The 26,214-nt window shown below is 75.6% G+C and carries 12 protein-coding genes and 1 pseudogene; 8 read left to right on the top strand and 5 right to left on the bottom strand.

Going from position 1 to position 26,214, the window contains the following annotated elements; all coding sequences use genetic code 11:
- Window positions 1-18: 18 nt before the first annotated feature.
- From ACWDRR_RS01750 to ACWDRR_RS01725, 6 genes are read left to right on the top strand one after another with little or no spacing between them, the layout of a single operon-like run.
- Entirely contained in the window at window positions 19-966 is a 948-nt protein-coding gene (locus tag ACWDRR_RS01750; RefSeq protein ID WP_449770175.1) for an ornithine carbamoyltransferase, read from the top strand.
- Window positions 967-1,025: 59 nt separating this feature from the next.
- Window positions 1,026-3,359 (top strand): lantibiotic dehydratase, encoded by a 2,334-nt coding sequence (locus tag ACWDRR_RS01745; RefSeq protein WP_449770174.1) that lies wholly within the window; start codon window positions 1,026-1,028, stop codon window positions 3,357-3,359.
- On the top strand, window positions 3,356-4,882 hold the full coding sequence (locus ACWDRR_RS01740) for an amino acid adenylation domain-containing protein (RefSeq protein WP_449770173.1): 1,527 nt from the start codon (window positions 3,356-3,358) through the stop codon (window positions 4,880-4,882). Before ACWDRR_RS01745 ends, ACWDRR_RS01740 begins: the two co-directional genes overlap by 4 nt.
- The gene (locus ACWDRR_RS01735) at window positions 4,879-5,910 is read left to right on the top strand and encodes a threonine ammonia-lyase (RefSeq protein WP_449770172.1); all 1,032 of its coding nucleotides are present in this window, start codon (window positions 4,879-4,881) and stop codon (window positions 5,908-5,910) included. The genes ACWDRR_RS01740 and ACWDRR_RS01735 overlap by 4 nt, the downstream gene beginning before the upstream one ends.
- 49 nt (window positions 5,911-5,959) lie before the next feature.
- Window positions 5,960-6,220 carry a phosphopantetheine-binding protein gene (locus ACWDRR_RS01730; protein WP_329486317.1) on the top strand — a complete coding sequence of 87 codons (261 nt, stop codon included), beginning with the start codon at window positions 5,960-5,962 and terminating at the stop codon, window positions 6,218-6,220.
- An 11-nt stretch (window positions 6,221-6,231) separates the two neighbouring features.
- Complete coding sequence (locus ACWDRR_RS01725; RefSeq protein WP_449770171.1) at window positions 6,232-8,529, top strand: lantibiotic dehydratase; 2,298 nt, start codon at window positions 6,232-6,234, stop codon at window positions 8,527-8,529.
- Between the two features lie 108 nt (window positions 8,530-8,637).
- On the opposite strand, the gene ACWDRR_RS01720 is transcribed toward ACWDRR_RS01725, so the two are convergent.
- From ACWDRR_RS01720 to ACWDRR_RS01700, 5 genes and pseudogenes are all read right to left on the bottom strand, one after another.
- Window positions 8,638-9,282 (bottom strand): GNAT family N-acetyltransferase, encoded by a 645-nt coding sequence (locus ACWDRR_RS01720; protein WP_449770255.1) that lies wholly within the window; start codon window positions 9,280-9,282, stop codon window positions 8,638-8,640.
- Window positions 9,266-9,418 (bottom strand): annotated as a pseudogene (locus ACWDRR_RS01715) (lasso peptide biosynthesis B2 protein); the annotation flags it as partial. The pseudogene ACWDRR_RS01715 and the gene ACWDRR_RS01720, both read right to left, overlap by 17 nt.
- Before the next feature lie 233 nt (window positions 9,419-9,651).
- A complete protein-coding gene (locus ACWDRR_RS01710; RefSeq protein ID WP_449770170.1) occupies window positions 9,652-16,875 on the bottom strand; it encodes an amino acid adenylation domain-containing protein in 7,224 nt (2,407 codons plus the stop codon).
- Complete coding sequence (locus tag ACWDRR_RS01705) at window positions 16,872-23,297, bottom strand: amino acid adenylation domain-containing protein (RefSeq protein WP_449770169.1); 6,426 nt, start codon at window positions 23,295-23,297, stop codon at window positions 16,872-16,874. The genes ACWDRR_RS01710 and ACWDRR_RS01705 overlap by 4 nt, the downstream gene beginning before the upstream one ends.
- Window positions 23,284-24,315 (bottom strand): TauD/TfdA family dioxygenase, encoded by a 1,032-nt coding sequence (locus ACWDRR_RS01700; RefSeq protein WP_449770168.1) that lies wholly within the window; start codon window positions 24,313-24,315, stop codon window positions 23,284-23,286. The genes ACWDRR_RS01705 and ACWDRR_RS01700 overlap by 14 nt, the downstream gene beginning before the upstream one ends.
- A gap of 190 nt (window positions 24,316-24,505) precedes the next feature.
- Between ACWDRR_RS01700 and ACWDRR_RS01695 the strand changes: the two genes are divergently transcribed.
- Both ACWDRR_RS01695 and ACWDRR_RS01690 read left to right on the top strand, forming a co-directional pair.
- Window positions 24,506-24,721: an MbtH family protein gene (locus ACWDRR_RS01695; protein WP_387879859.1), complete on the top strand. Its 216-nt coding sequence runs from the start codon at window positions 24,506-24,508 to the stop codon at window positions 24,719-24,721.
- 32 nt (window positions 24,722-24,753) lie between these two features.
- The gene (locus tag ACWDRR_RS01690) at window positions 24,754-26,115 is read left to right on the top strand and encodes an MFS transporter (protein WP_449770167.1); all 1,362 of its coding nucleotides are present in this window, start codon (window positions 24,754-24,756) and stop codon (window positions 26,113-26,115) included.
- Window positions 26,116-26,214: the final 99 nt, after the last annotated feature.

The raw sequence follows: 26,214 nt of genomic DNA, 5'->3' as shown, positions 1-26,214 counted from the left end.
CCCGAGGAGGAACCCCCGATGCCCCGACCGCCCCGCCGCCACCTGGTCTCCGTCGACGACCTCACCGACCGCGAGCTGCGCTGGATCGCGCACCGCGGCGCCCAGTACGCCGCCGGGGAGTGCGAGAGCGCCCGGCCGCTCGCCGACGCCGTCGTCGGCGTGCTGTTCCGCAAGACCTCCACCCGCACCAGGACGGCGTTCTCCGCGGGCGCGCTGCGGCTCGGCGCGAAGCTGATCACCTACGGCCCCGGCGACCTCCAGGAGAACACCGGCGAGAGCGCCGAGGACACCGGCGACGTGCTCTCCCGGATGCTCGACGTGCTGGTGGCGCGCACCGCCGGCAGCACCGAGGAGCTCCGCGCCTACGCCGCGCAGCAGCGGATGGCCGTCGTCAACGCGATGAGCGCCGCCGAGCACCCCACCCAGGCGCTCACCGACCTCACCACCATGCTCGGCCGCTTCGGGCGGATCGAGGGGCTGAGCGTGCTGTACGCCGGCGAGGGCAACAACACCGCCTCGGCGCTGGCCCTCGCCCTCGCCCGCTTCCCCGGCACCGAGCTGCACCTGCGGACCCCGGCCGGCTACGGGCTCGACCCGGCCTACCTCGACCGCGCCCGGACCCTCGCCAAGGAGTCCGGCGCCCTGGTCGAGGAGCGGCACGACATGGACGACCTGCCGGAGGCCGACGTCGTCTACACCACGCGCTGGCAGACCACCGGCACGGCCAAGGCCGACCCCGACTGGCGGCGCTCCTTCGAGCCGTTCCGGGTGGACGCCTCCGTGCTCGCGGCCTGCCCCGGCGCCGTCTTCATGCACGACCTGCCGGCGCACCGCGGCGACGAGGTCACCGCCGAGGTGCTGGACGGCCCCGCGAGCATCGCGTTCCAGCAGGCCGAGAACAAGTACCACAGCGCCCGCGCGGTCCTGGAGTGGTGCCTCGGCGGCATCCCGGCCGAGCAGGCCTGACGGTCGGTCGGCCACCGGCGGACGACCCGGCGCACATTTCCCAGGGAGGTAGCTCAGCAATGTCCGACACCATACGAATGCCCGGCGGTGGGTGGCGCCTGTGGCCGCACTTCGCGCTCCGCGGGCCGGGCTTCCCCGCCGCCGGAGTGCTCCGGCTGGCGCCGGAGGGCCTGGCCGCGGCCGCCGACAAGTTCACCCCCGGCGAGGTACCGGCGGCGGCCGACTGGGAGGCCTTCGAGGAGACCTTCACCGCCGCCGCCGTGCAGACCGCGCGGGACCTCCAGGAGATCGCCGCCTCGGGGCCGTTCCGGGCCGCGGTGGCCTGGCAGAACCGCGCGGTGCTCGGCACCGGCATCAAGTCGTTCCTCGACTGGACGCCGTCCGCCGAAGGCCGCACCAGCATGCCCCGCCAGCGCGAGGAGCTCGTCGCGCACTACTGGCAGCGGTTCTGCGTCAAGAACGACACCATCGGCTTCTTCGGCCCGGTCGGCTGGGGCACCTTCGACACCGCCCGGCGCGGCGTCGAGGTCCACCCCGGCACCGGCCTGGTCGCCGACTCCCGGGTGTACTTCTCCAGTTGGTCCATGGACGCGCTGGCGAAGGCGATCGAGCGCGACCCCCGGGTGCGCGACTGGACGCCGCCGCGGCCGGTGCCGTTCGTCCGGGCGGCCGAGGGCACGGTGCTCGTGCCCGGCCGCCCGCCGCAGCCGGCCGCCGAGCCCGCGCTCACCGTCTTCCGGCTCTGCGACGGCCGCCGGACCCCGGCCGAGATCGCCGGGCTGGCCGCCCGGGAGCTGGGCCGGCCGCTGTCCGCCGCGGAGGTCACCGCCGCCCTGGAGTGGCTGGTCGCCCGCCGGGTGGTGCTGTGGAAGCTCGACGTGCCCGCCGGCACCTACCCCGAGCAGGAACTGCGGGCGATGCTGGAGCGCATCGGCGACGCCGAGGTGCGCGACCCCGCGCTGGCCCGGCTGGCGGTGCTCGAACAGGGCCGCGACCGGGTGCAGCGGGCCGGGACCGACCCCGAGGAGCTCACCGCCGCGCTCGCCGCGCTGGAAGCCGACTTCGCCACGATCACCGAGGTCGCGGCGGTCCGCGAGAAGGGCGCCCGGACGGCGCCCAACCGCGCCCTGGTCTACTCCGACACCCGCCGGTCCGCCACGGCGACCGTGGGCACCGCCGTCCTGGAGCAGCTCGCCCCGCTGGAGCTGTGCATGACCGCCGCCCGCTGGCTGACCAACCGGTACGCGGAGGCGGTCGGCGCGCGCATCCGCACGGCCTACCTCGCCCTGCGCGAGCGCAGCGGCGGCCCGGTGGACCTCGGCTCGCTCTGGTTCGCCTGCCTGCCCGCCCCGCACCCGGAGTCGATCGCCGACGCCGACCGGATCCAGGCCGACCTGCGCGAGCGCTGGCGGCGGATCATCGACGCACCGGCCGGCGCCCGGCGGGTCACCCTCGCGTCGGCCGACATCGCCGAGCAGGTCCACGCGGCGTTCCCGGACGAGGGCCGGGGCTGGTCGCTCAGCCGGTACATCAGCCCCGACCTGATGATCATCGCCGAGGACCTCGCGGCCGTCGAACGCGGCGAGTTCGAGCTCGTCATCGGCGAGCTGCACGTCGCGATGAACACCCTCGGGCAGTCCCTCTTCGTCCACCAGCACCCCGACCGCGAGCAGCTGATCGACGAGACCACCCGCGACTTCCCCGGCCCGCGCCTGCTCCCCATGCTGCCCAAGGAGCTGCCGCTCAAGTGGTCCGCCCGCAGCCGGCAGGCGCTCTCCCGCCCGCAGGACCACTACGTCGCGCTCACCGACCACACCGCCGACCCGCACCGCCCGCGCACCGTCCGCTCCGGCGACGTGCTGGTCGAGGAGCGGGACGGACGGCTGGCCGCCGTACTGGCCGACGGTTCGGAGTTCGACCTGCTCGACGTCTTCTGCCACGCGCTCACCAACCGCGTGATGGACCGCTTCACGCTGCGCTCGGACGGCGACCACTCACCGCGGATCACCATCGACTCCACCGTGGTCGCCCGGGAGACCTGGCGGTTCGCCGGCGCGGCGCTGGACTTCGCGGACGAGAAGACCGAGGCCCGGCGCTTCGTCCGGGCCCGGCAGTGGCGCGACGCCCACGAGCTGCCCCGCTTCGTCTTCGTGGTCTCCCCCACCGAACCCCGGCCGTTCTTCGTCGACTTCGACAGCCCCGTCTACGTCACCATCCTGGCCAAGGCGGCCCGCCGGCTCGCCCGCAAGGACCCCGACGCCCGACTGACCGTCAGCGAGATGCTCCCCACCCCCGAGCAGGCCTGGCTCACCGACGACCGGGGCGAGCGCTACACCTCCGAACTGCGCCTCGTCGCCGTCGACCGGACGACCGGGACGGAGGAGCCGGCATGAGCACCCCCGCCGGGGCCACCTTCGTCGACGCCATCCGCGCCCACGCCGACCGCGCACCGCACGCCCCCGCCCTGCTGACCGCCGCCGGCCCGGTCGGCTACGGCGAACTCGCCGCCCGGATCGACCGTCTCGCCGCCCACCTCGCCGCGCAGGGCCTCGGACCGGAGCGGGTCTGCGCACTGGCGCTGCCCCCCGGCACCGACGCCGTGGTCGCGACCGCCGCCGTCGTCCGGACCGGCGGGGCGTTCCTCGCCCTGGACACCGAACTGCCCGACGGGCGGCTCGCCGCACTGGCCGCCGGCGGCGGCGCGGCGCACCTGCTCACCACCTCGGCCCTGGCCGAGCGCCTCGGCCCGCTCGTCGACGCGCCCGCCGTCCTGCTCGACCGGCTGCCCGCCGAGGCGCCGCCGGCCCCCGCGCACCCCGCCCCGCACCCGCGCTCGCTCGCCTACGTCAGCCACACCTCCGGCTCGACCGGCACGCCCAACCCCGTCCTGATCGAGCACCGCGGCCTGGACACCTATCTGCGCGCGGTCGCCCGCGACAACGACCTCGGCCCCGGCACCGTGACCCTCCAACTCGCCCCGCCCGGCTACGACGCGTCCATCCGGGACACCTTCGCCCCGCTCACCGCCGGCGGCTGCGTCGTCCTCGTCGAACGCTCGCGCCTGCTGCGCGCCGAGGCCTTCGCCGACACCGTCGCCGAGTACGGCGTCGACACCGTCCTCAGCACCACCCCCTCCTTCCTCACCTTCCTCGCCCAGCACCCCCGCGCGGCCGAACGGCTGCGCACCCTGCGCCTGCTCTGCTCCAGCGGCGAATCGCTGCGGCCCTTCCTCGCCGCCGGCGGCCGCGCCCTGATCGGCGGCCGCCTGGTCAACCAGTACGGGCCCACCGAGTGCACCATGACCTCCACCCGGTACGAGGTGCCGGCCGAGCCGGACACCTCCACCGACACCGTCGGCACCCCGATCGACGGCACCCTCGTACGGCTGCTCGACCCGCAGGGGCGCGACGTCCCGGCCGGGCAGGTCGGCGAGGTGCACATCGGCGGCGCCGGGGTGGCCCGCGGCTACGGCGGGCTGCCCGGCCTGACGGCCGACCGCTTCCCGCCCGACCCGTACGGCCCGCCCGGCGCCCGGCTCTACCGGACCGGCGACCTCGCCCGGCGCAGCCCCGACGGGACGCTCGACTACCTCGGCCGGGCGGACCGCCAGATCAAGATCCGCGGCCACCGGGTGGACCCGGCCGAGATCGAGGGCGCCCTGCTCACCCACCCCGGGATCACCGGCGCCGTGGTGATCGCCGAGACCGACGACCGGGGCCGGACCTGGCTCGACGCCCACGTCACCGGCCCGCTCGACGGCACCACCGACGCCGGGCTGCGCGCCCACCTCGCGCGCACCCTGCCGCCGCACATGATGCCCCGGCGCTTCACCCGGCTGGAGCGCCTGCCCGTGACGCACAGCGGCAAGGCCGACCGCCGCGCCCTGCGCGCACCCGTGCCGGAGGCCGTCGCGTGAGCGCCGCCGACACCCGGGTCGCGACCGCCACGGACACCCCGGTCGGGCCGGCCGACGTGCTGGCCGCCGCCGAGCGGATCGCCCCGTACGTGCGGCACACCCCGCTGCTGCGCTGCGAGTCCCTGTCCGACCTGCCCGGTCTGCCCGCCCTCCCCGGTCGGCCTGGCCTGCCCGGCCTGCCCGGTCTGCCCGGTCTGCCCGGTCTGCTCGTCAAGGCCGAACACCTGCAGCACAGCGGCTCGTTCAAGCTGCGCGGCGCGGCCAACGCGATGCTCGCCCTCGGCGCCGACGAGGTCGTCGCCGGTTCCTCCGGCAACCACGGCATCGCGGTCGCCACCCTCGCCCGCACCCTCGGCGTCCGGGTCACCGTGGTGATGGCCGCCGGCGCCGCCGAGGCCAAGGAGCTGGCGATCCGGGCGCTCGGCGGCGAGGTCCTGCGGGTGCCCGGCGGGGTGGCCGAACGCGACCGGTACGCCAAGGACCTCGCCGCCCGCACCGGGGCGGCGCTGGTTCCCTCCTCCGACCACGAACTCGTGATCGCCGGACAGGGCACCGTCGGCCTGGAGGTGTTCCGGGACGCCCCCGACCTCGACACGATCTTCGTCCCGGTCGGCGGCGGCGGCCTGCTGGCCGGCGTCTGCCTCGCGGCCGCCCGCCTCCCGAGGCCGGTCCGCGTCGTCGGCGTGGAGCCCGAGCAGGCCCGCCGCTACGCCCGCTCGCTCGCCGCCGGCCGACCGGTCGAACTGCCGCCCAGCGACACCGTCGCGGACGGGCTGCGCGGCCAGCGGCCCGGCGAGCTGATCCTCCCGATCGTCCGGCACCGGGTCGACGAGCTGATCGGTGTCGACGACGCGGCGGTCCTGCACGCGATGGACGTGCTGCACCGGGCCGGCATCGCGGCCGAACCCAGCGGCGCCGCCGCCCTCGCCGGAGCGCTGCGCTCCGGCGCCCCGGGCCGGAGCGCGGTCGTCGTCTCCGGCGGCAACTCCGCCGCCGTCCTGGCCGCCGCCGCAGCAGCGGCGCGCTGACCGCCCCCTCCCCTCTCCCCGCACACCCACCCCTTCGGAAGGACCGACCATGACCACCATCGACACCGCCGAACTCGCCGGGCAGATCGCCGGCTTCTACCGCGAGACGCTGGGCGACGACTCGCTCGACACCGACAGCGACTTCTTCGAGGCCGGCGGCGACTCGCTCGCCGCCTTCCAGATCGTCGACCGGCTCCAGGAGCTGGTCGGTGCCGAGATCGCCGTCGCCCTGGTCTTCACCTACCCGTCCCCCGCGGAGCTCGCGGAGGTCGTCGTCGACGACCTGTCCCTCGCTCCCGCGTCGGCCTAGGAGGCACCGGAATGCACGAGGAATCCGTCTCCCTGAGCGGCCGGTGGCGGCTGTGGGACCAGGTCGCGGTGCGCGGCCCCGGGTTCCCGGCCGATGGGGTGCTCCGGCTGGCGCCGGAGGGCCTGGGCGCGGCCGCGGACAAGTTCGGGGCCCGGGACAAGCTCTCCGGTGCCGCCTGGCAGGCCTTCGAGGAGGAGTTCACGCAGGCCGCCGCCCTGGCCGCCGCGAACGCGCAGGAGATCGCCGCCTCCGGGTCGTTCCGGGCGGCCGTCGCCTGGCAGAACCGCAGCGTGCTGGACTCGGCGATCCGGCCCTTCCTCAACTGGTCGCCCGCGACCGAGGGCCGGACGTTCAAGCAGCGCCAGCGCGAGGAGCTCGTCGCCCACTACTGGCAGCGGTTCTGCGTCAAGAACGACACCATCGGCTTCTTCGGCCCGGTCGGCTGGGGCACCTTCGACACCACCCGGCCCGGCATCACCGTCGACCCGGGCACCGGGCTGATCGCCTCCTCGGAGGTCTTCTGGTCCAGCTGGTCGATGGACGCGCTGGCCCGCGAGATCGGCGCCGATCCGGCGGTACGCGCCTGGACCGCGCCCCGCCGGGTGCCGTTCGTGCGGCTGGAGGAGGCCGCGGTCCGCGTCCCCGGCCGCCCGCTGCGCCCGGTGCCGCCGGAGACGCTGCGGGTGCTGCGGCTCTGCGACGGCACCCGCTCGGCGCACGCCGTCCAGCAGGAGATCGGCCCGCAGACCGACGTCCCCGCCCTCCTCGACGAACTCGTCCGGCTGCGCTGGATCACCTGGCAGCTCGACGTCCCCGCCGACATCCGGCCCGACCGCCGGCTCCGCACCGCCCTGGAGCGGATCGGTGAGCCGGCCGTGCGCGCCACCGCCCTGGCCCGGCTCGACGAGCTGGAGCGCGCCGGCGAGGCCGTCCGGGCGGCCGCCGCCGACCCCGAGCGCCTGGTGGCCGCCCTCACCGAGGTCGAGCAGACCTTCCAACGGGTGACCGACGCGGCCGCCAAGCGCGAGAAGAGCGGCACCACGGCGCCCGGCCGCGCCGTGGTCTACCAGGACTGCCGGCGGGCCGCCCGGGTGACGCTCGGCAGCAAGGTGCTGGAGGCCCTCGCCCCGCTCGACCTGCTGATGGACGGCGCCGCCTGGCTCGCCTCGGCCCTGGCCGCCCGGGTGGCCGGCCGCGTCGCCGAGGTGTACGAGAAGCTGCGCGCCGACACCGAGCCCGACCGCCCGGTGGACCTCGCCACCTTCTGGTTCGCCTGCATGCCCGTCCTGCACGGCGCCGCGGGCGCCGACGCCGCCGAGCTCCAGGCCGAGTTCGAGCGCCACTGGCAGCGGATCCTGCCCTCCTCGGACGGGGTGCGCCGGGTCACCGTCGCGGCCGCCGACCTCGCCGACCGGGTCGCGGAGGCCTTCGGCCCCGCCACCGCCGCGGGCTGGACCGCCGCACGGTACATCAGCCCGGACATGATGATCGCGGCGGAGGACACCGCGGCGATCGACCGCGGCGAGTTCGAACTCGCGCTGGGCGAACTGCACCTGGCCGCGAACACGCTCGGCAACGAGCTGTTCGTCAACCAGCACCCCGAGCCCGCGGAGCTGTTCGACCGGACCGACCGCGACCACCCGGCGCCGCGGCTGATGCCGCTGCTGCCGAAGGAGCACAAGGCCCGGCTCTCCGCCCGGATCCGGCACGCGCTGGTCCGCCCGCAGGACTACCAGGTCGCCCTGCTCGACAACACGGCCGACCCGCACCGCGACCGGACGGCGCCGAGCGCCGACGCCGTGGTGGAGCAGCGGGACGGCCGGCTGACCGTGGTGCTGCCCGACGGCGCCGTGTTCCCGGCGATCGAGGTCTTCTCGCACGTCCTGACCACCCTGGTGATGGACCGCTTCCGGCTCCTGCCGGAGGCCGACCACTCCCCCCGGATCACCATCGACAAGATGGTGGTGGCCCGGGAGACCTGGCGCTTCACCGGGCCCGCGCTGGACTTCGCGGACGAGAAGACCGAGCCCCGCCGGTTCGTCCGGGCCCGGCACTGGCGCGATGCCCACGAGCTGCCCCGCTTCGTCTTCGTGGTCTCCCCCACCGAACCGCGGCCGTTCTTCGTCGACTTCGACAGCCCGGTCTACGTCAACATCCTCGCCAAGGCCGCCCGCCGGCTGACCCGCAAGGACCCGGACGCCCGACTGACCGTCACCGAGATGTTCCCCACCCCCGAACAGGCCTGGCTCACCGACGACCAGGGCCGGCGCTACACCTCCGAACTGCGCCTGGTCGCGGTGACCGACTGACCCACCTGCACCACGGAACACACCGACCCCGGGCCGGGCTCCCCCAGGAGCCCGGCCCGGTCGCGTGGGCGCCCGCCCGGCGTGGACCGACCACGCCGGGCGGGCGATTCAGCCGTCGGCCGGGAGCACCCCGGGTACCGGATCACGGCCCCCGGGCGGGTGGTCCGGCAGCAGGGGCGTGATCACCGAGGGGCCGGTGAACTCGGTGGCCAGCGCGTCCATGATCAGTTCGTCGCAGATCCTGCCGAGCCAGTACCCGGCCTCGCGCAGGGCACCAACGGTGCGGAATCCGGCCTTCTCGTAGGCGCGGACACCGGCTGTGTTGGGGGCGAGGACCTTGAGCCAGACCATCCGCAGGTTGGTGATGTGGAAGGCGTAGTCGAGGGTGAGGCGGGTGGCCGCGGCCCCGAGGCCCTTGCCGCGGGCCTCGGGGGCGAGCATCACGACGTACTCGGCGGTACGGACGGAGGGGTCGGGCAGCAGCGTGCTGACTCCGGCCGGGACCGGCCGGCCGCCGGTGAGGTCGTAGACCGTGAAACGGATGTTGTCGCCGCGGAGCTGGTGCGCGATGCCCTCGGTGCGGGCCTCCAGCGACTCGGGCTGCTGGCGGCCGTAGCCGACGAGCAGGGCGGGGTCCTGTTCCCAGCGCCAGTAGGTCTCCACCAGGTCGGCACGGTAGGGGCCGAGGCCACAGGTGTCGTCGCGGACCCAGACGGTCGGCTCAGGACCGGTCGGCTCAGGGCTGGCGGTGATGGCGGGCTCCGAGGGTGAGGACGGGCGTGTAGGCCCCGGTGGACGGTGGCTCGGCGACCGGGGCGCCGTCCTCAGTCTGCACCCAGGCGTGCAGCCGTACGGCATCGGCGGCGATTCCGTGGCACCAGGTGACGGCGAGGCGGCGGGAGGCCGGACATCGCGCGGGCCGGGGCCGGCCTGTGGACGTGCGGCGACGGGCCGCGCCCCGGCGGAGTGGTCAGCAGCTCGACGCCCGAGGCCGGTGACCTGGCCGGGAGCCGAGCGGGTCGTCGAGCTCGGCAGGATCCGTCACCCGCTCCCTGACCCGACGCCCCGAGGGCGGGGGCGCGTGCAGCGCCTCCGCCCTCGGGGTGGTCCCTCGTCGTGCCGTCAGCCGGTGGGCTCCGCGGTGCCGGCGAGGATGGTGGTGATGGTCTCGGCCAGGCGCCCGAGGTGGGGCGGCTTCATGACGCCGAAGTGGTCGCCGGGCATCCGGTGCAGGGCCACCTCCCCGGTGAGTTCCTGCCAGCGGGCGAGGTACTCGGGGAAGGCCTGGCCGGAGGCCACCTCGTGCTTGCCCTCGGCCAGTTCGTCGCTGGCGATCAGGTGCAGGCGCCCGCCGTAGGGGCGGTGGCGGTAGCTGAGGCACATCTCCATGACCTCGCGCCACATCCGGGCGGAGGGCAGCCAGACCTCGCCGGCGCCGTGCTCCGGCAGGACGATCCCGACCTCGGGGTCGACGTCGTCCACCAGGTGTTCGAGCAGCGCCAGGGTCTCCTTCCGGAGGACGGAGGTGTCCTGCTCGGCCGGTGCGGCGGCCAGTTCCGCCAGCTTGGCGACGCAGCTCTCGATCAGCCGGTACTCCTTCCACAGCTCGGGCCGCTCGTGGTTGTCGAGCCCCGGGTCGAGCAGGACGAAGGTGACCTCCTCGCCCTCGGCGGTGAGCCGGTGGGCCAGTTCACTGGCGATGCCGCTGCCGCCGCACCAGCCGAACAGCCGGTACGGACCCTGCGGCGCCGCGGCCCGCAGTTCGGCCAGGTAGCGCTCGGCCATCTGCTCGGTGGAGGGGACGGGGCCGCCGTGCTCGGCCTGGAGGCCGGGCCAGGCGAAGGCCGCGACCGGCTGGTCCGGGTCGAGGTGGGCCACCAGCGGGCGGTACCAGTGGGCGCTGCCGCCGCCGGGGTGCACGCAGAACAGCGGCGGCCTGCTGCCCTCCCGGCGGAGCCAGACCAGCGCCTCCACCGGCTCGCCGGCCTGCGCCGCGTCGACGGCCGCCGCCAGTCCGGCGACGGTCGGGTCCGCCACGAAGGAGCGCACGGTCAGCTCGATCCCGTGCCGCTCGCGCAGCAGGGCGGTGATCCGCAGGATGGCCAGCGAGTGGCCGCCGAGGACGTAGAAGTCGTCGTCGACCCCGACGTGTTCGATGCCGAGCACCTCGGCCCAGACCTCGGCGACCGCCCGCTCGGCGGGGGTGCGCGGGGCCGTGGAGCCGGCGGTCGGGGCGGGCCCGGCGGGCGCGGGCAGCGCGGCCCGGTCGATCTTCCCGTGGGCGGTGAGCGGGAGGGCGGGCAGCTCCACCCAGGCTCCGGGGACCAGGTAGTCGGGCACCCGCCGCCGGAGCTGCTCGCGCAGCGCGGCGACGTCCAGCGGGCCCGCCCCGGGTTCGAGGACGACGTAGCCGACCAGCCGCTTCTGGCCGTCCGGGCCGGGGTGCACGGCGGCCGCGGCGGCCCGGACGGCGGCGAGCCCGCCGATCATGGCCTCCACCTCGGCGAGTTCCACCCGGTGGCCGCGGATCTTCACCTGGTTGTCCCGCCGGCCGACGAAGGACAGCGTCCCGTCGGGGTCCCGGCGGACGATGTCCCCGGTCCGGTAGAACCGTGCCCCGGGCACGTCGCCGGACGGGTCCGGCACGAAGCGGTCCGCGGTGAGGTCGGGGCGGCCGAGGTAGCCGCGGGCCAGCCCGGGGCCGCCGACCAGCAGCTCGCCGGCCACGCCGAACGGCACCGGGTCGAGGTCGTCGTCGACCACCAGGACGCGGGTGTCGGTGATCGGCACGCCGATCGGCACGCCGCGGTCGGCGTCGGCCAGGGTCACCCCGCGCAGCGCCGTGCTGAAGGTGGTGCACTCGGTGGGGCCGTAGCCGTTGGTCAGCGCCACGCCGTGCCCGACGGCGGTGCGCACGTGCGAGGGCGAGAGCGCGTCGCCGCCGGCGAGCACCTGCCGCACCTCGGCCAGGACCTCGGGGTGGGTCTCCACCATGTGCTGGAACAGCCCGGCGGTGAGCCAGAGCAGCGTCACCCGGTGGCGGCGGATCACCTCGGCCAGCTCGGCGGCGGTGGTCGCCCCGGGCGGGCAGACGGCGAGCCGGGCGCCGTTGCCGAGCGCCCCCCACACCTCCAGGGTGGAGGCGTCGAAGGCGAGCGGTGCGTGCAGCAGCACCACCTGGTCGGGGTCGAGGTCGGCGTAGTTGGGGTCGTGCACCAGCCGGACGACGGCGCGGTGGGTGACCTGGACGCCCTTGGGCCGGCCGGTGGAGCCGGAGGTGTAGGTGACGTAGGCCAGGTTGTCGGGGTGGGTACCGGCCTCGACCGGCGTCTCGGGCAGCACCGCGAGGCCGCTCCAGCCGGCGTCCAGCGGGACGCAGCGCAGGTCGGCGATCCGCGCGAAGCGGTCGGTGTCCTGCGGGCGGCAGATCGCCACGTCGGCGCGGACGTCGTCCAGGACGTAGCCGATCCGGGCGTCCGGGTAGGCGGGGTCGAGCGGTACGTAGTAGCCGCCGGCCTTGAGGACGCCGAGCATGGCCAGCACCGCCTCGATGCCGCGGTCCAGGCAGATCGCGACCGGCGTCTCCGGGCCGACGCCGAGCCCGCGCAGCAGGTGGGCCAGCTGGTTGCTGCCGGTGTCCACCTCCCGGTAGGTCAGGCGCCGCTCGCCGTCGTCCAGGGCGATCGCCTCCGGGTCGGCGCGGGCCGCGAGCAGCTCGGGCAGGCAGACCTCGGGCAGCGGGCGGGTGGCGGGGGCCTGCGCGGTCAGCCGGTCGAGGCCGGGCGCCCGGAAGGCCTGCGGGTCCGCGTCGGCGTCCTCGGCCATCGCGGTGAGCACCGCCAGGAACGCCTCCCCGATCGCCGCCAGGCGCTCCCGGCCGACCCAGCCCGGGCGGCAGGTCATCCGCAGCTCGCCGGGGAAGGTCCAGACGTCGAAGGTGAACTCGTTCGGGCTGTGGTCGGTGACGGTGCCGATCTCCGTGCGGTGCTCGTCGAGCACGTGGAAGTCCAGGTAGGCGAAGACCACCTCGACCAGCGGCTCGCCGCCGCCCCACTCGCGCTGCATCGCGGGCAGCGGGTAGCGGCGGTGCGGCCACAGGGCCAGCTCCTCGGCGAACACCGAGCGCACCAGCGCGCGCCAGCTCGGCGCCCGCAGGTCGACGGCGAACGGCACGGTGTTGAGGTACATGCCGCGCACCCGGTCGCCGCCCGGCAGTTCGGGCCGGCCGTTGGTCACCGCGCCGGCGAAGAACCGGCGCTGGCCGCTGAGCAGGCCGAGCACCTTCAGGTGCGCGGTGTAGAGGACGGTCTTGAGCGAGCTCTGGGTGTCGGCGGCGAGCCGGCGCAGCTTCGGCTCCAGCTCCGCCCAGGGCAGCCGCACCTCGGTGGCGGGCAGGTGCGCCTCGGCCGGGGCCGAGTCGGCGGGCAGCCGCAGCCGGTCGCGGCCGGTGATCCGCCCGCGCCAGAACTCGCGGTCCGCCTCGGAGGCCAGGGCGCGCTGCTCCAGCTGGATGAAGTCGGCGTAGCGGACCTCCGGCGGCGCCGCGGCCGGGGCGCCGGTGCCGGCGGCCAGCTCCCGGTAGACGGCCCGCAGCTCGCCGATGACGGAGTGGTGGCTCCAGCCGTCCAGGATGGCGTGGCACTCGACGTGGGTGAGCAGCCACTCCCGGTCGCCGACGAGGTGGGCGTGGTAGCGCAGCAGCGGGGCGCGCCCGACGTCGAACGGGGTGCGCTGGGCCTCGGCGCGGAAGCGCCGGACGACCTCCTGCTGCTCCTCGGCCGGCAGGTCGCGCAGGTCGTCGACGCCGATCTCCAGGTGGAGGTCGTCCGCCGGGTGGACGAGCTGCAGCGGAACGGAGTACCCGGAGAGGTCGAAGGAGGTGCGCAGGATCTCGTGCCGCTCGATCAGCAGGCGCACCGCGCCGTTCAGCGCCTCGGCGGAGAACGGGCCGTCGTCGACGATCTGGAAGGTGCTGACGTTCTGGTAGGTGTTGCGCTCGGGGTCGGCCAGCATCTCGTAGACCATGCCGACCTGGACCTGGCCCATCGGGTAGGCGTCGACCAGGCCGTCGGGGAGGCGTTCGCGGTCGCCGGGGGCGAGCAGCTCGAAGTGGCCCGCCAGGGCGGTCTCCTCCGGGGTGGCCGCCGGCCGGCCGGCCGCCAGCGGGGCCAGTTCGGCGACGGTCTGCCGGGCGAAGACGTCCTGGACGGAGACGGCCAGCCCCTGGTCGCGCAGCGCGCCGACGGCCCGGATGGCGCGCATCGAGTCGCCGCCGAGCTGGAAGAAGCCGTCGTGCACGCCGACCTTGTCGACGCCGAGGGCGGCGGCGAAGGCGTCCGCGAGGGTCTGTTCGATCTCGCTGCGCGGGGCGACGAACGTGCCGACCAGCTCGGAGCGGGTCCGGTCCGGTGCGGGCAGCGCCTTGCGGTCGGTCTTGCCGCTGGGGGTCAGCGGCAGTGTCTCCAGCGTCGTCCAGTGCACGGGCCGCATGTGCTCCGGCAGCCGTCCGCGCAGGTGCTCGCGGGCCGCCTCGACGTCGGCCGAGGCCGGCACCAGGTAGCCGACGAGCTGCTCGTCGTGGACGGCGACGGCCGCGGCCGCGACGCCGGGGGCCTGCGCCAGCACCGCCTCGATCTCGCCGAGCTCGACCCGCTGGCCGCGGATCTTCACCTGGTGGTCGAGCCGGCCGAGGTACTCGATCTCGCCGTCCGCCCGGTACCGGGCGAGGTCGCCGGTGCGGTAGAGCCGCCCGCCGGGGGCGGTGGCGAAGGGGTCGGGCACGAAGCGGTCGGCGCTGAGCGCGGGCCGGTTCAGGTAGCCGCGGGCCAGCTGGACGCCGCCGAGCAGGAGTTCGCCCGGGACGCCGATCGGCAGCGGGCGCAGCGAGGCGTCCAGGATGTAGGCGCGGGTGTTGGCGATCGGGCGGCCGATGGTGACGGGCCGGCCCGGCTCGCAGCGGACCGCGGTGACGTCGACCGCGGCCTCGGTGGGCCCGTAGAGGTTGTGCAGCTCGCAGCCGATCCGCTCGTGCACGGCGGTGACCAGGTCGGCCGGCAGTGCCTCGCCGCTGCACACCATGCGGCGCAGCGAGGGCAGCGGCGGCAGCGGTTCGGCGAGGAAGGCCCGCAGCATCGACGGCACGAAGTGCAGGGTGGTGACGGCCTCGGTGTCGATCAGGTCGGCGAGGTAGGCCGGGTCGCGGTGGCCGCCGGGGCGGGCGAGGACGAGGGTCGCGCCGGTGATCAGCGGCCAGAAGAACTCCCACACCGAGACGTCGAAGCTGTACGGGGTCTTCTGCAGCACGCGGTCGGTGGCGTCGAGTCCGTAGGCCTCCTGCATCCAGTGCAGCCGGTTGACGATGGCGCGGTGCTCGACCAGGACGCCCTTGGGGCGGCCGGTCGAGCCGGAGGTGTAGATCAGGTACGCCGGGTGCTCGGGGGCCGCCGCGAACACCGGGTCGTGGGTCCAGCCGCCGGGCCGTTCCGCGGTGATGTCCACCAGGTGCGCGGCGCCGCCGGACACCAGCGGCGTGAGCTGCGGGTCGGTGACCACGGCGCGGGCGCCGGAGTCGGCCAGCATGAAGGCGAGCCGGTCCGCGGGGTAGTCCGGGTCGAGCGGCAGGTAGGCGCCGCCGGCCTTGAGCACGGCGAGCAGTGCCACCACCAGGTCGGCGCCGCGGTGCAGGCAGACGCCGACCACGGACTCCGGGCCGACGCCGAGGGTGCGCAGGTGGTGGGCGAGCAGGTTGGCCCGGACGTCCAGCTCGCGGTAGGTGAGCGCGGCGCCCTCGAACCGGACCGCGACCGCGTTCGGGGTGCGGGCGACCTGGGCCTCGAACAGCAGCGGCAGGGTGCCGGAGGGGTAGCTGCGGCCGGTCGCGTTCCAGCTGAGGAGCTGGCGCTCGCGCTCCTCCCGGGGGAGGATCTCCAGCTCGTCGAGCGGGGTGTCGGGCGCGGTGACCGCGCTCTCCAGCAGGCGGGCGAACTGGGCGGCGAACCGCTCGGCCGTCGCCCGGTCGAACAGGGCACTGGCGTAGTTGACGCCGCCGGCGAGCGAGCCGTCCGGCTGTTCGGCCAGGCCCACGGTGAGGTCGAACTTGGCGGTGCTCTCGCCGACCGGCAGCCGCTCCAGCGTCAGGCCGCCCATCGCCGTGGGGGCCGGCGTGCCGGCCGCGTCCTGCCACAGCAGCATGGCGGAGAAGAGCGGGGTGCGGGCCGGGTCGCGCTCGGGCGCCAGCTCCTCGACCAGGCGCTCGAACGGCACCTCCTGGTGGCCGTAGGCCTCCAGCGCGACTTCGCGGACCTGCCGCAGCAGTTCGGCGAAGGTCGGCCGGCCGGTGAGGTCGACCCGGAGCACCAGCGTGTTGAGGAACAGGCCGACGAGGTCCTGCACCTCCGCGCGGTCGCGCCCGGCGACCGGGGAGCCGACGGCGACGTCGCGCTGCCCGCTCCACCGGCCGAGCAGGACGGCCTGGGCCGCCAGCAGGGCCATGAAGGGGGTGGCGCCGTGCTCCCGGGCCAGGGCCGTGAGCCGCCGGGCCGTCCCGGCCGGGACGGCCAGCGGCACCAGGGCGCCGGCCGCGTCGCGCACCGGCGGGCGGGGCCGGTCGGTGGGCAGTTCCAGCGGCGCCAGGCCGGTCAGCCGCTCGTTCCAGTGGTCGAGCCGGCGGCGCAGCGCCCCGTCGGAGAGCCGTTCGCGCTGCCACACGGCGTAGTCGGCGTACTGCACGGGGAGTTCCGGGGTGCGGGCCGGGCGCCCGGCGACGGCGTCGTCGTAGCGCTCGGCGAGTTCGCGCACCAGGAGGTCCTCGGACCAGCCGTCGCAGGCGATGTGGTGGACGGTCAGCAGGAGGACGTGCTCCTGCGGGGCGAGCCGGGCGAGCACGGCGGACAGCACCGGGCCCTCGGCGAGGTCCACCGGGCGGCGCCCGCCGGTGGCCAGGTCGGCCAGCCGGGCGTCCGCGGCGGCCCGGTCCAGGGCGCTCAGGTCCTCCTCGGCGAGCGGGACGGCGCCCGGCGCGTCGACGACCTGGACGGGCTCGCCGTCGACCACCGGGTACCTGGTCCGCAGGACTTCGTGGCGGGCCGGGATCCCGTCCAGCGCGGTCCGCAGCGCGGCCCGGTCGAGCGGGCCGCGCAGCCGCAGCGAGGCCGTGACCAGGTACTCGGTGGAGCCGGGCTGGAGCCGGTCGAGGATCCAGAGCCGGCGCTGGGCGAAGGAGAGCGGCAGCGGGCCGCTCCGGGGCGCCCGGCCGATGCCCTCGGCCGGGGCGGCGGCCGCCCGGCCGGCGAGGCGCCGGCGGAGCAGCTCCTGCCTCAGCTGTGCGCGGTCCTTGGTGTCGGTCATCGGAGCCCCTCCTCGGCGAGCAGGCCCGCCACTTCCTCGTCGGTGAGCGCGGTGATCTCGGCCTCGACGGCGTCGGTCACCGCCTCGGTGAGCCGGGCCACCGTGGTGGCCTCGAACAGCAGGCGCAGCGGCAGCTCGACGGCGAACGCCTCGCGGAGCCGGGCCAGGACCCGGGTGGCGAGCAGCGAGTGCCCGCCCAGGGCGAAGAAGTCGTCCTGGACGCCGATCCGCTCCACGCCCAGCACCTCGCTCCAGATCGCGGCGACCGCTTCCTCGGCGGGGTCGCGCGGGGCCAGGTGCTCGCGGGCGCCGCCGGCCAGGGCGGCGGAGGCGTCGGGCAGGGCCTTGCGGTCGACCTTCTTGCTGGCGGTCAGCGGGAGCGCGTCGAGCGGCACCCAGACCGCGGGGATCATGTACTCGGGGAGCAGCGCGCGCAGGTGGCCGCGCAGTTCCGCGACGTCGGGCATCGGGCTGCCCGGCCGTGCCACCAGGTAGGCGGCGAGCCGGCGTTCGCCCGGGGCGGTCTCCGGGGCGGTGACCACCGCCTCCTGGAGGGCGGGGTGGCGGGCCAGCGCCGCCTCGATCTCGCCGAGTTCGATGCGCAGGCCGCGGACCTTGACCTGCTGGTCGATCCGGCCCAGGAACTCGATGGTGCCGTCGGGGCGGTGGCGGGCGAGGTCGCCGGTCCGGTACAGCCGCCGGCCCGGCTCCTCGGTGAAGGGGTCCGGCACGAAGCGCTCCGCGGTCAGCTCGGGGCGCCGGTGGTAGCCGCGGGCCAGCCGGACGCCGCCCAGGTACAGCTCGCCGGGCACGCCGACCGGGACGGGCCGCTGGTCGGCGTCGAGGATGTGCGCGCGGGTCCCGGGGACGGGCCGGCCGAGCGGCAGGGCCGAGGCCTCGTCGCCCTCCCCCGGGAGCTCGGAGACCGGGTGCAGCAGGCAGGTGACGGTGGCCTCGGTCGGGCCGTAGTTGCACAGGAAGCGGGCGGGCAGACCGGTCTGCGCCCAGCGCCGCGCGTCGAGGCCGGTGACCACGTCGCTGCCGACGTTCATCAGCTTCAGCCCGCTCAGCAGGTGCAGGTCGGGGGACTCCAGGACGGCCCGGTAGTAGGACGGGGTGATCTCGACGACGGTGACGCCGTGCTCGGCGAGCCGGGCGGGCAGCTCGGCCGGGGTCCAGAACACCGGGTCGGCCACCACGACGGTGGCGCCGGCCACCAGGGTCGCCGCGATCTGGTCCATCGCGACGTCGAAGGTGAGCGCGGAGAGCAGCACCACCCGCTCGCCGGGCGCGATGCCGTACTGGTCGGCGATCACCCGGCAGTGGTGGGCGTAGGAGCGGTGCTCGATCATCACGCCCTTGGGGCGGCCGGTCGAGCCGGAGGTGTAGATGACGTAGGCGAGGTTCTCCGGACGGATCCGGACGGGCTCGGCCGGCACGGGCTCGGGGGCGGCCTCGGGGGCGTCGGCCAGCACCACCCGGTAGGGGCCGGTCAGCCGGTCGGCGAACGCGCCGGTGGTGACCACCAGCTCCGGGCCGGCGTCGGCGAGCATGAAGTCCAGCCGCTCGCCGGGGTGCTGCGGGTCGAACGGCACGTAGGAGCCGCCGGCCTTCAGCACCGCGAGCAGCACCACCACCGCCTCGACGCCACGCTCCAGCAGGGAGCCGACGACGGTCTCCGAGGTGACCCCGAGGGAGCGCAGCCGGGCCGCGAACCGGTCGGCCCGCGCGTCGAGTTCGGCGTAGCGGAGCTGCTGGTCGCCGAAGACCACGGCGATCGCGTCCGGGGTCCGCCGGGCCTGCCGGGCGAAGAGCTCGGGCACGCAGAGCCCGTGCTCCTCGACCGGGTCGAGCACGGCGGCCCGGTCGCCCGCCGGGTCGGCCCAGCGGGTGAGGACGGTGTGCCGCTCGGCGTCGGTGAGCATGCCGAGGTCGCCGATCCGGGCGCCGGGGGCGGCGGCGACGCTGCCGATCAGGGTCAGGTAGTGGCCCGCCATCCGTTCGACGGTCGCCCGGTCGAAGAGCGCGGTCGCGTACTCGAACCAGCAGTACATCCGGCCGCCGCGCTCCTTGACGGTCACGGTGAGGTCGAACTTGGCGATCTCCAGGCCAGCCCGGACCGGCTCCACGGCGAGCGCGCCGAGCCGCTCGGGGACGCCGGCCAGGTGCTGGTGCTCGAACATGACCTGGAACAGCGGGTTGCGGGAGAGGTCCCGCTCCGGCCGCAGCGCGTCGACCAGGTGCTCGAACGGCACGTCCTGGTGGGCGAAGGCGTCGAGCACCGAACCGCGGACGTGGTCCAGCAGGTCGGTGAAGGCCGGGTTGCCGGCCAGGTCGTTGCGGATCACCAGGTTGTTGGTGAAGAAGCCGACCAGCTCCTCGGTCTCCTGGCGGGTCCGCCCGGCGACGGGGGTGCCGACCGCGAGGTCGTCGAGGCCGGTGTAGCGGTGCAGCATCACCTGGAAGGCCGCGAGCAGCACCATGAACGGGGTCGCGCCGTGCCGGCCGGCCAGCTCGGTGACCGCGCGGCCGACCTCCGGCGCCACCTCGACGACCACGTTGCCGCCGCGGGAGTCGCGAACGGCCGAGCGGACCCGGTCGGTGGGCAGCTCGACGGGGGTCAGGCCGCCCAGGCGGTCGCGCCAGTAGGCGAGCTGGTGGTCCAGCCGGCCGGCGTCCTGCTGCTCGCGCTGCCAGTGGGCGAAGTCCGCGTACTGGACCGGCTCGGGGGCGGGCAGGGCCGGCGCGCCCTCGGTGAAGGACCGGTAGGCGAGGTCCAGTTCGCGCAGGTAGACGGTGGTCGACCAGGCGTCGAAGGCGATGTGGTGCAGGGTCAGGACGAGCAGGTGGTCCTCGGGGGCGGTGCGGATCAGGGTCGCCCGCAGCGGGTGCCCGTCGGCCAGGTCGAACGGGCGGCGGGCCAGCTCGTCGACCAGGGCGCGGGCGCCCTGCGCCGGGTCGGTCAGGTCGGTGAGGTCGGTGAGGGTGAAGTCGACCGGCCCGGCGGGGTCGACGACCTGGACGGGGTCGCCGCCCTCGTCGCGGTACCGGGTGCGCAGCACCTCGTGCCGGGCGGAGAGCGCGTCCAGCGCGCCGCGCAGCGCCCCGGTGTCCAGCGGGCCGGTCAGCCGCAGCGCCAGCGGGACGACGTACTCGTGGCTCCCGGGCTCCAGTCGGTCGAGGAACCACATCCGCTGCTGGCCGAAGGAGAGCGGCAGCGGGCCGCCGCGGGCCACCGGCCGGACGGCGTCCGCCGCGCTCTGCGGGCCGGTGTCGGCGGCGCCGGCGATCCGGGCGGCCAGCCCGGCCACCGTCGGCGCGTGGAACAGCTCGCCGACGGTCAGCTCCACGCCGAAGGCGCGGCGCAGCCGCAGCACGAGCTTGATCGCGAGCAGCGAGTACCCGCCGAGCGCGAAGAAGTCGTCCTGTGCGCCGACCCGTTCGACGTCCAGGACCTCGGCCATCAGCTCGGCCACGGTCTGCTCGGCCGGGGTGCGCGGGGCCTCCCAGGCCCGCTCGGCCGGTCGCTCCGGCTCGGCGGCGGCGGGCAGCCGGCGGCGGTCCACCTTGCCGTTGGGCGTGAGCGGCAGTTCGTCGAGCTCGACGACGGCGGACGGCACCATGGCCTCCGGCAGCCCGGCGGCCAGGTGGGCGCGCAGCGCCTCCGGCTCGATCCGCGCCCCGGAGGCGGCCACCACGTAGGCGGTCAGCCGGGTGTCCCCGGTGCCGGAGCGGTGGGCGGCCACCACGGCGGCGGCCACCGACGGGTGGGTCCCCAGCAGGGCCTCGATCTCACCGGGCTCGATCCGCACGCCGCCGATCTTGACCTGGTCGTCGACGCGTCCGACGTACTCCAGCGCGCCGTCCGCGCGGCGGCGCACCAGGTCGCCGGTGCGGTAGCGGCGGGCGCCGGGCACGGTCGCGAAGGGGTCGGGGACGAAGCGGTCGGCGGTGAGGTCGCCGCGGCCGGCGTACCCGCGGGCCAGCCCGATGCCGCCGACGCACAGCTCGCCGACCACGCCGACGGGCACCGGCCGGTCCTCGGCGTCCACCACGTAGGTGCGCACATTGGGCAGCGGCAGGCCGATCGGCACCTGCTCCCCGGGCTCGGCCGGGTCCCACGGCCAGGCGGTGGAGTCGATGGCGCACTCGGTCGGGCCGTAGGTGTTGACCACCTCGACGTCGACGATCCCGCGCAGCCGGGCGCAGAGCTCGGCGGGCAGCGGCTCGCCGGCCGAGCAGACCACGCGCAGCGCGTCGCAGTCGGCCAGCGCCGGCTCGTCCAGCAGCAGGCGCAGCATCGAGGGCACGCCCTGGAGCACGGTGACGCGGTGCTCGGCGACGGCGCGGGCCATCACCGCCGGGTCGCGGTGGGCGTCCTGCGGGCCGGTCACCACCGTGGCGCCGCAGACCAGCGGGGAGAGGAACTCCCAGACGGCGGCGTCGAAGCCGATGGTGGTCTTCTGCAGCACCCGGTCCCCGGGGCCCAGGCCGTAGCGCTCCACCGACCAGAGCACCCGGTTGCGGATCGCGGCCTCCGGGACGACCACGCCCTTGGGCAGGCCGGTGGAGCCGGAGGTGTACATCACGTACGCGGCCTCGGTACCGGCCACGCCCTCCGGTTCGACGGCCGGGGCGTCCTCGTGGGAGCGGGCGGGGTCGAGCACGAGCGTGTTCGGGTGCTCGGGCAGCCGGCCGAGCAGGGCGTCCTCGGTGATCAGCAGGCTCACCCCGGCGTCGGCGAGCAGGTGGGCCAGCCGGTCGGCCGGCTGCTCCGGGGCCAGCGGCACGTAGACCCCGCCCGCGGTCAGCACCGCGAGGAGGGCGGTGACCAGGTCGGTGCCGCGGTGCAGCGCGACGCCGACGGCGCTCTCCCGGCCGACGCCGCGCGAGCGCAGCAGGCCGGCGAGCCGCCGCACCCGCTCGGCGAGGTCGGCGTAGTCGGTGTGCCGCGCGCCGGACACCACGGCGACCGCGTCCGGGGTGGCCAGCGCCTGCGCGAAGAACAGTTGGGCCAGCGACTGCCGCGGGCGCTCGGTCTCGGTGCGGTTCCAGCGGGCGAAGGCCGCCAGCTCCGCGTCGGGGACGGTCTCCAGCGCGTACGCGGGGGTGGTCGGGCGTTCGGCGATGCCCGCGAGCAGCCGCAGCAGGCTCGCCGCCATCCGCTCGATCCGGGCCCGGTCGAACAGCGCGGTGGGGTAGATGAGCCGGGCCGCGAGCGAGCCGTCGGGGAGCTCGGACAGGTGCAGCGAGAGGTCGAAGGCGGAGTGCTCGGTGGCCGCCTCCACCTTGGCGACGTCGAGCCCGGGCAGCCGCAGCGGGCGGCGCTCGGCGTTGTGCAGCGCGAAGCCGACCTGGAACACCGGGTTGCGCGAGAGGTCCCGCTCGGGGGCGAGGTCGGCGACCACCCAGCCGAAGGGGACGTCCTGGTGCTCGTAGGCGTCCAGGGTGGTCTCGCGCACGCGCGCCAGCAGGTCGAGGAAGGACCCCCGGCCGGACAGGTCGGTCCGCAGCACCACGGTGTTGAGGAACATGCCGATCAGCGGTTCCAGGGCGACTTCGTTGCGGTCGGAGACCGAGACGCCGACGGCCACGTCGGACCGGCCGGACCAGCGGGCCAGCAGCAGCTGGAACGCGGCCAGGTGCACCATGAACGTCGTCGCGCCGCCCTCCCGGCCGAGCGCGGCCAGCCGCTGCGCCAGCTCCGCCGGCACGGTGAACGGGACGCTGTCCCCCGCCGGGTCCCAGCGGGCCGGGCGCCGGCGGTCGGTGGGCAGCTCCAGCGGCTCCAGGCCCGCCAGCCGCTCCCGCCAGTAGCCGCGCCGCTGCTCGGCCCGCTCGGGGGTGGCGGCCCAGGTGTCGCGCTGCCACTGCGCGAAGTCGGCGTACTGCACCGGGACGGGCTCCAGCGGGGACGGCCGGCCGGCCGCGAAGGCCTCGCAGAGCTCGTGCAGCTCGCGCGCCAGGAGGCCCCAGGACCAGCCGTCGAAGGCGATGTGATGGACCGTCACCAGCAGGACGGCCTCCTCCTCGGCGAGCCGCGCCAGGGTCAGCCGCCAGGGCGCCCGGGTGCGCAGGTCGATCGGGGTGCGCAGCTCGGCGGCGTGCAGCTCGCGCAGCCGCGCCTCGCGGTCGGCCTCGGCCGACCCGGTCAGGTCGACCCGGGCGAGCGGCACCGGGCCGGGCTCGTCGATGTACTGCACCCCGGTGCCGCCCTCGGTGCCGTAGCGCGAGCGCAGCACCTCGTGCCGGGCCGCGATCTCGGTGAACGCGGCCTCCAGCACCGGCAGGTCGAGCGGGCCGCGGATCCGGAACGCCTCGCACATCAGGTACTCGGTGGAGGCGCCGGAGCGGAGCTGGTCCAGGAACCACAGCTGCTCCTGGGCGAACGAGAGCGGGTGGCCGCTGTCACCGGTGGGCATCGGACGTCTCCAGGAGCGAGTCGGGGGTCACGAGGGCCGAGTGGGGCTCGGCCATGGCCACGGCGATCCGGCGCGGGCCGGTGAACGGCTCGCGGGCGTGCGCCGACAGCATGTTGTCCACGAGCAGGACGTCGTCCCGCTGCCAGTCGAAGCGCCGCCACTCGGCGCGGTAGCAGGCGCGCAGGTGCGCGACGACGTCGTCCGGCACCGGCCGGCCGTCGCCGTAGTAGGTGTTGGTCGGCAGCTGGTCCTCGGCGTACATCTCCCGCAGCGCGGCGCTCACCTCCTCGCCCAGCGTGGTCACGTGGAAGAAGGCGAGGTGGTTGAACCACACCGTCTCGCCGGTCACCGGGTGGCGGTGCACCGCCTTGCGCCGGGCCCGGGTGCGCAGGCCGTCGGCGGTCCACTCGGTGGCGACGCCGTTGCGGGCGCAGTACGCGTCGACCTCGGCGCGGTCGGCGGTGTTGAAGGCCTGCTGCCACGGCACGCCGAAGCCGTCCGAGAAGTTGCGCACCACCATCCAGCCGCGGGCCGCGAACTCCTCCCGGACGGCGGGGTCGATCGCCTCGTAGACCCGGCGGGTGTCGGCGAGCGGGGTGGCGCCGAGCGTCTCCGGCGGCTCGACGCAGTGGAAGAAGAGGGTCAGCGGCCAGTCGGCCTGGTAGGAGTTCTCGTTGTGGAGGAAGATCTCCTCGTTCGGCGGGTAGTCGGTCGAGGTGTACACCTGCCCCTTGATGGTGCTGCGCGGCGAGGACCGCTCGGCGTAGGCGAGGGGGGAGCCGGACACCGCCCGCACCGCCGCCTCGAACCCGTCCACGCCGCCGACGTCGAACCCGCGCAGCAGGACCGCGCCGTGTTCGAGCAGCCGGCCGCGGACGAACGGTCGGGCGGCCGAGAGGTACTCGGCCAGGGGCGTGCCGGGAGTGTCGGCCGGCACCGTCAGGGGGAGGACGGAGCCCGCGCCGTTCTCCCGGGCTCGGTCCGTCGGTGCGGGCCGGATGGAGGGGTTCGCAGTCATACGCCTCAGCGTCGTCGCCCGGGCGGCACCCCTTCGAGAGAACAACCGGCAGTCACACCGGCAGCCTTGGCGTCGCGGTGACTGCGCCTCCTTCTCTGCAGCCGGGCCCGGCGGGTGCGGCAGGCTCGCTGGCGCCGCCACCGGTCACGTGAGGTTCGTGACGCGGCAGTTCACCCGAGGGAGGCCCGCCGTGGCCGAGGAAGAGACCGACGACCGCACCTACCGCGTCGTCCTCAACGACGAGGAGCAGTACTCCGTCTGGCCCGCCGACCGGGAGCTCCCGCTCGGCTGGTACGCGGAGGGAACCGAGGGCACCAGGGCCGACTGCCTGACCCACATCGGCACGGTCTGGACCGACATGCGGCCGCTCAGTCTGCGCCGCCAGATGGAGCGGGCGGCCGGCTAGCGGCCGGGCCGGCCCCGCGAGGTGTGTGACACATGACCAGCCCCGACACGCGGGCTCCGGCGGACGCGCAGGCGCGGCCGCCGGACCCGCCCGACCTGCCGGACCCGCCCGTCCTGCCGGACGCGGACCGCCTGCCGGACGCGGCCCGCCCGCCGGAACAGCCGGAGGCGGCCGCCGCCGAGCCGGTCGTCCCGCTGCACCGCAACCGCGACTTCCTGCTGCTGTGGGGCGGCTCGGCCGTCTCCCTGCTCGGCTCGACCGCGACCACCATCGCCTACCCCCTGCTGGTCCTGGCCCTCACCGGCTCGCCCTTCGACGCCGGACTGGCCGGCTTCGTCGCACTGCTCCCGGCCCTGCTGCTGCAACTGCCGGCCGGCGCCCTGGTGGACCGCTGGCCGCGGCGGCGGCTGATGATCTGGTGCGACGCGCTGCGCGCGCTCGGCGCGGCGGTCATCGCCGTCTCGTCGGCGCTCGACGTGCTCAGCCTGCCGCTGGTGCTGGCGGTGGGCTTCACGGAGGGCGCGCTCACCGTCTTCCACGGACTCGCCGCGCACGCGGCCGTCCCCAACGTGGTGGCGCCGAGCCAGCTCTCGCTGGCGCTGTCCCGCAACGAGGCGCGCGGGCGGGGCGCCGTGATGCTCGGAACGCCGCTCGGCGGCGCCCTGTTCGGCCTCGGCCGGGCCGTGCCCTTCGTGGCCGACGCGCTGACCTACCTGGTGTCGCTGACCGGTCTGCTGTTCATCCGCAAGGAGTTCGAGGCCGAGCGGTCCGCCGGCACCGGCACCATGGGCGAGCAGGTCCGCGAGGGCCTGCGGTGGCTGTGGAGGCACCCCTTCCTGCGCACCACCACCCTGCTGGTGGCCGGCAGCAACCTGATGTTCCGGGCCCTGTTCCTGGTCGCCATCGTGCTGGCCACCGACGTCGGCGCGTCCTCGGCCGGGGTGGGCCTGATGGTCGGGGTCGCGGGCGCCGGCGGCCTGCTCGGCTCGCTGGCCGCGCCGTGGTTCGCCCGCCGCCTGGGGCTCACCGCCCTGGTGATCGCGGCGAACTGGGCCTGGGCCGTCCTGATGGTCGTGATCGCCCTCAGCCGCGACCCGCTCACGCTCGCCGCCGCCTACGCGGCGATGTGGTTCGTCGGGCCGCTGTGGAACGTGGCGCTCGGCAGCTACCAGCTGGGCATCACGCCCGACCGGCTGCGCGGGCGGGTGCTCGCGGCGATGAGCACGCTCTCCAACGGGGCCCTGCCGATCGGCTCGCTGCTCGGCGGCCTGCTGCTCGACTCGGCCGGCGCCCGGACCGCCGCGGTCGCCCTGGCGGGCTGGATGGTGCTGCTCGCCGTCGCCGCCTCGGTCGCCCGCACGGTGCGCACCGTGCCCGGACCGGCCGCACCGTGAACCCGGCGGCTCCACCCGGCCGCGGTTCGCACCGCTCCCCTTGCTCCCACCGCTCCCCCGGCTCCCGCCACCGCCCGACAGCCGTTCCCCCGGCCCGGG

Source organism: Kitasatospora sp. NPDC003701, assembly GCF_053587085.1.
The sequence above is the reverse complement of the archived record's forward strand: the minus strand, read 5'-3'. Positions and strand labels throughout refer to the sequence as shown.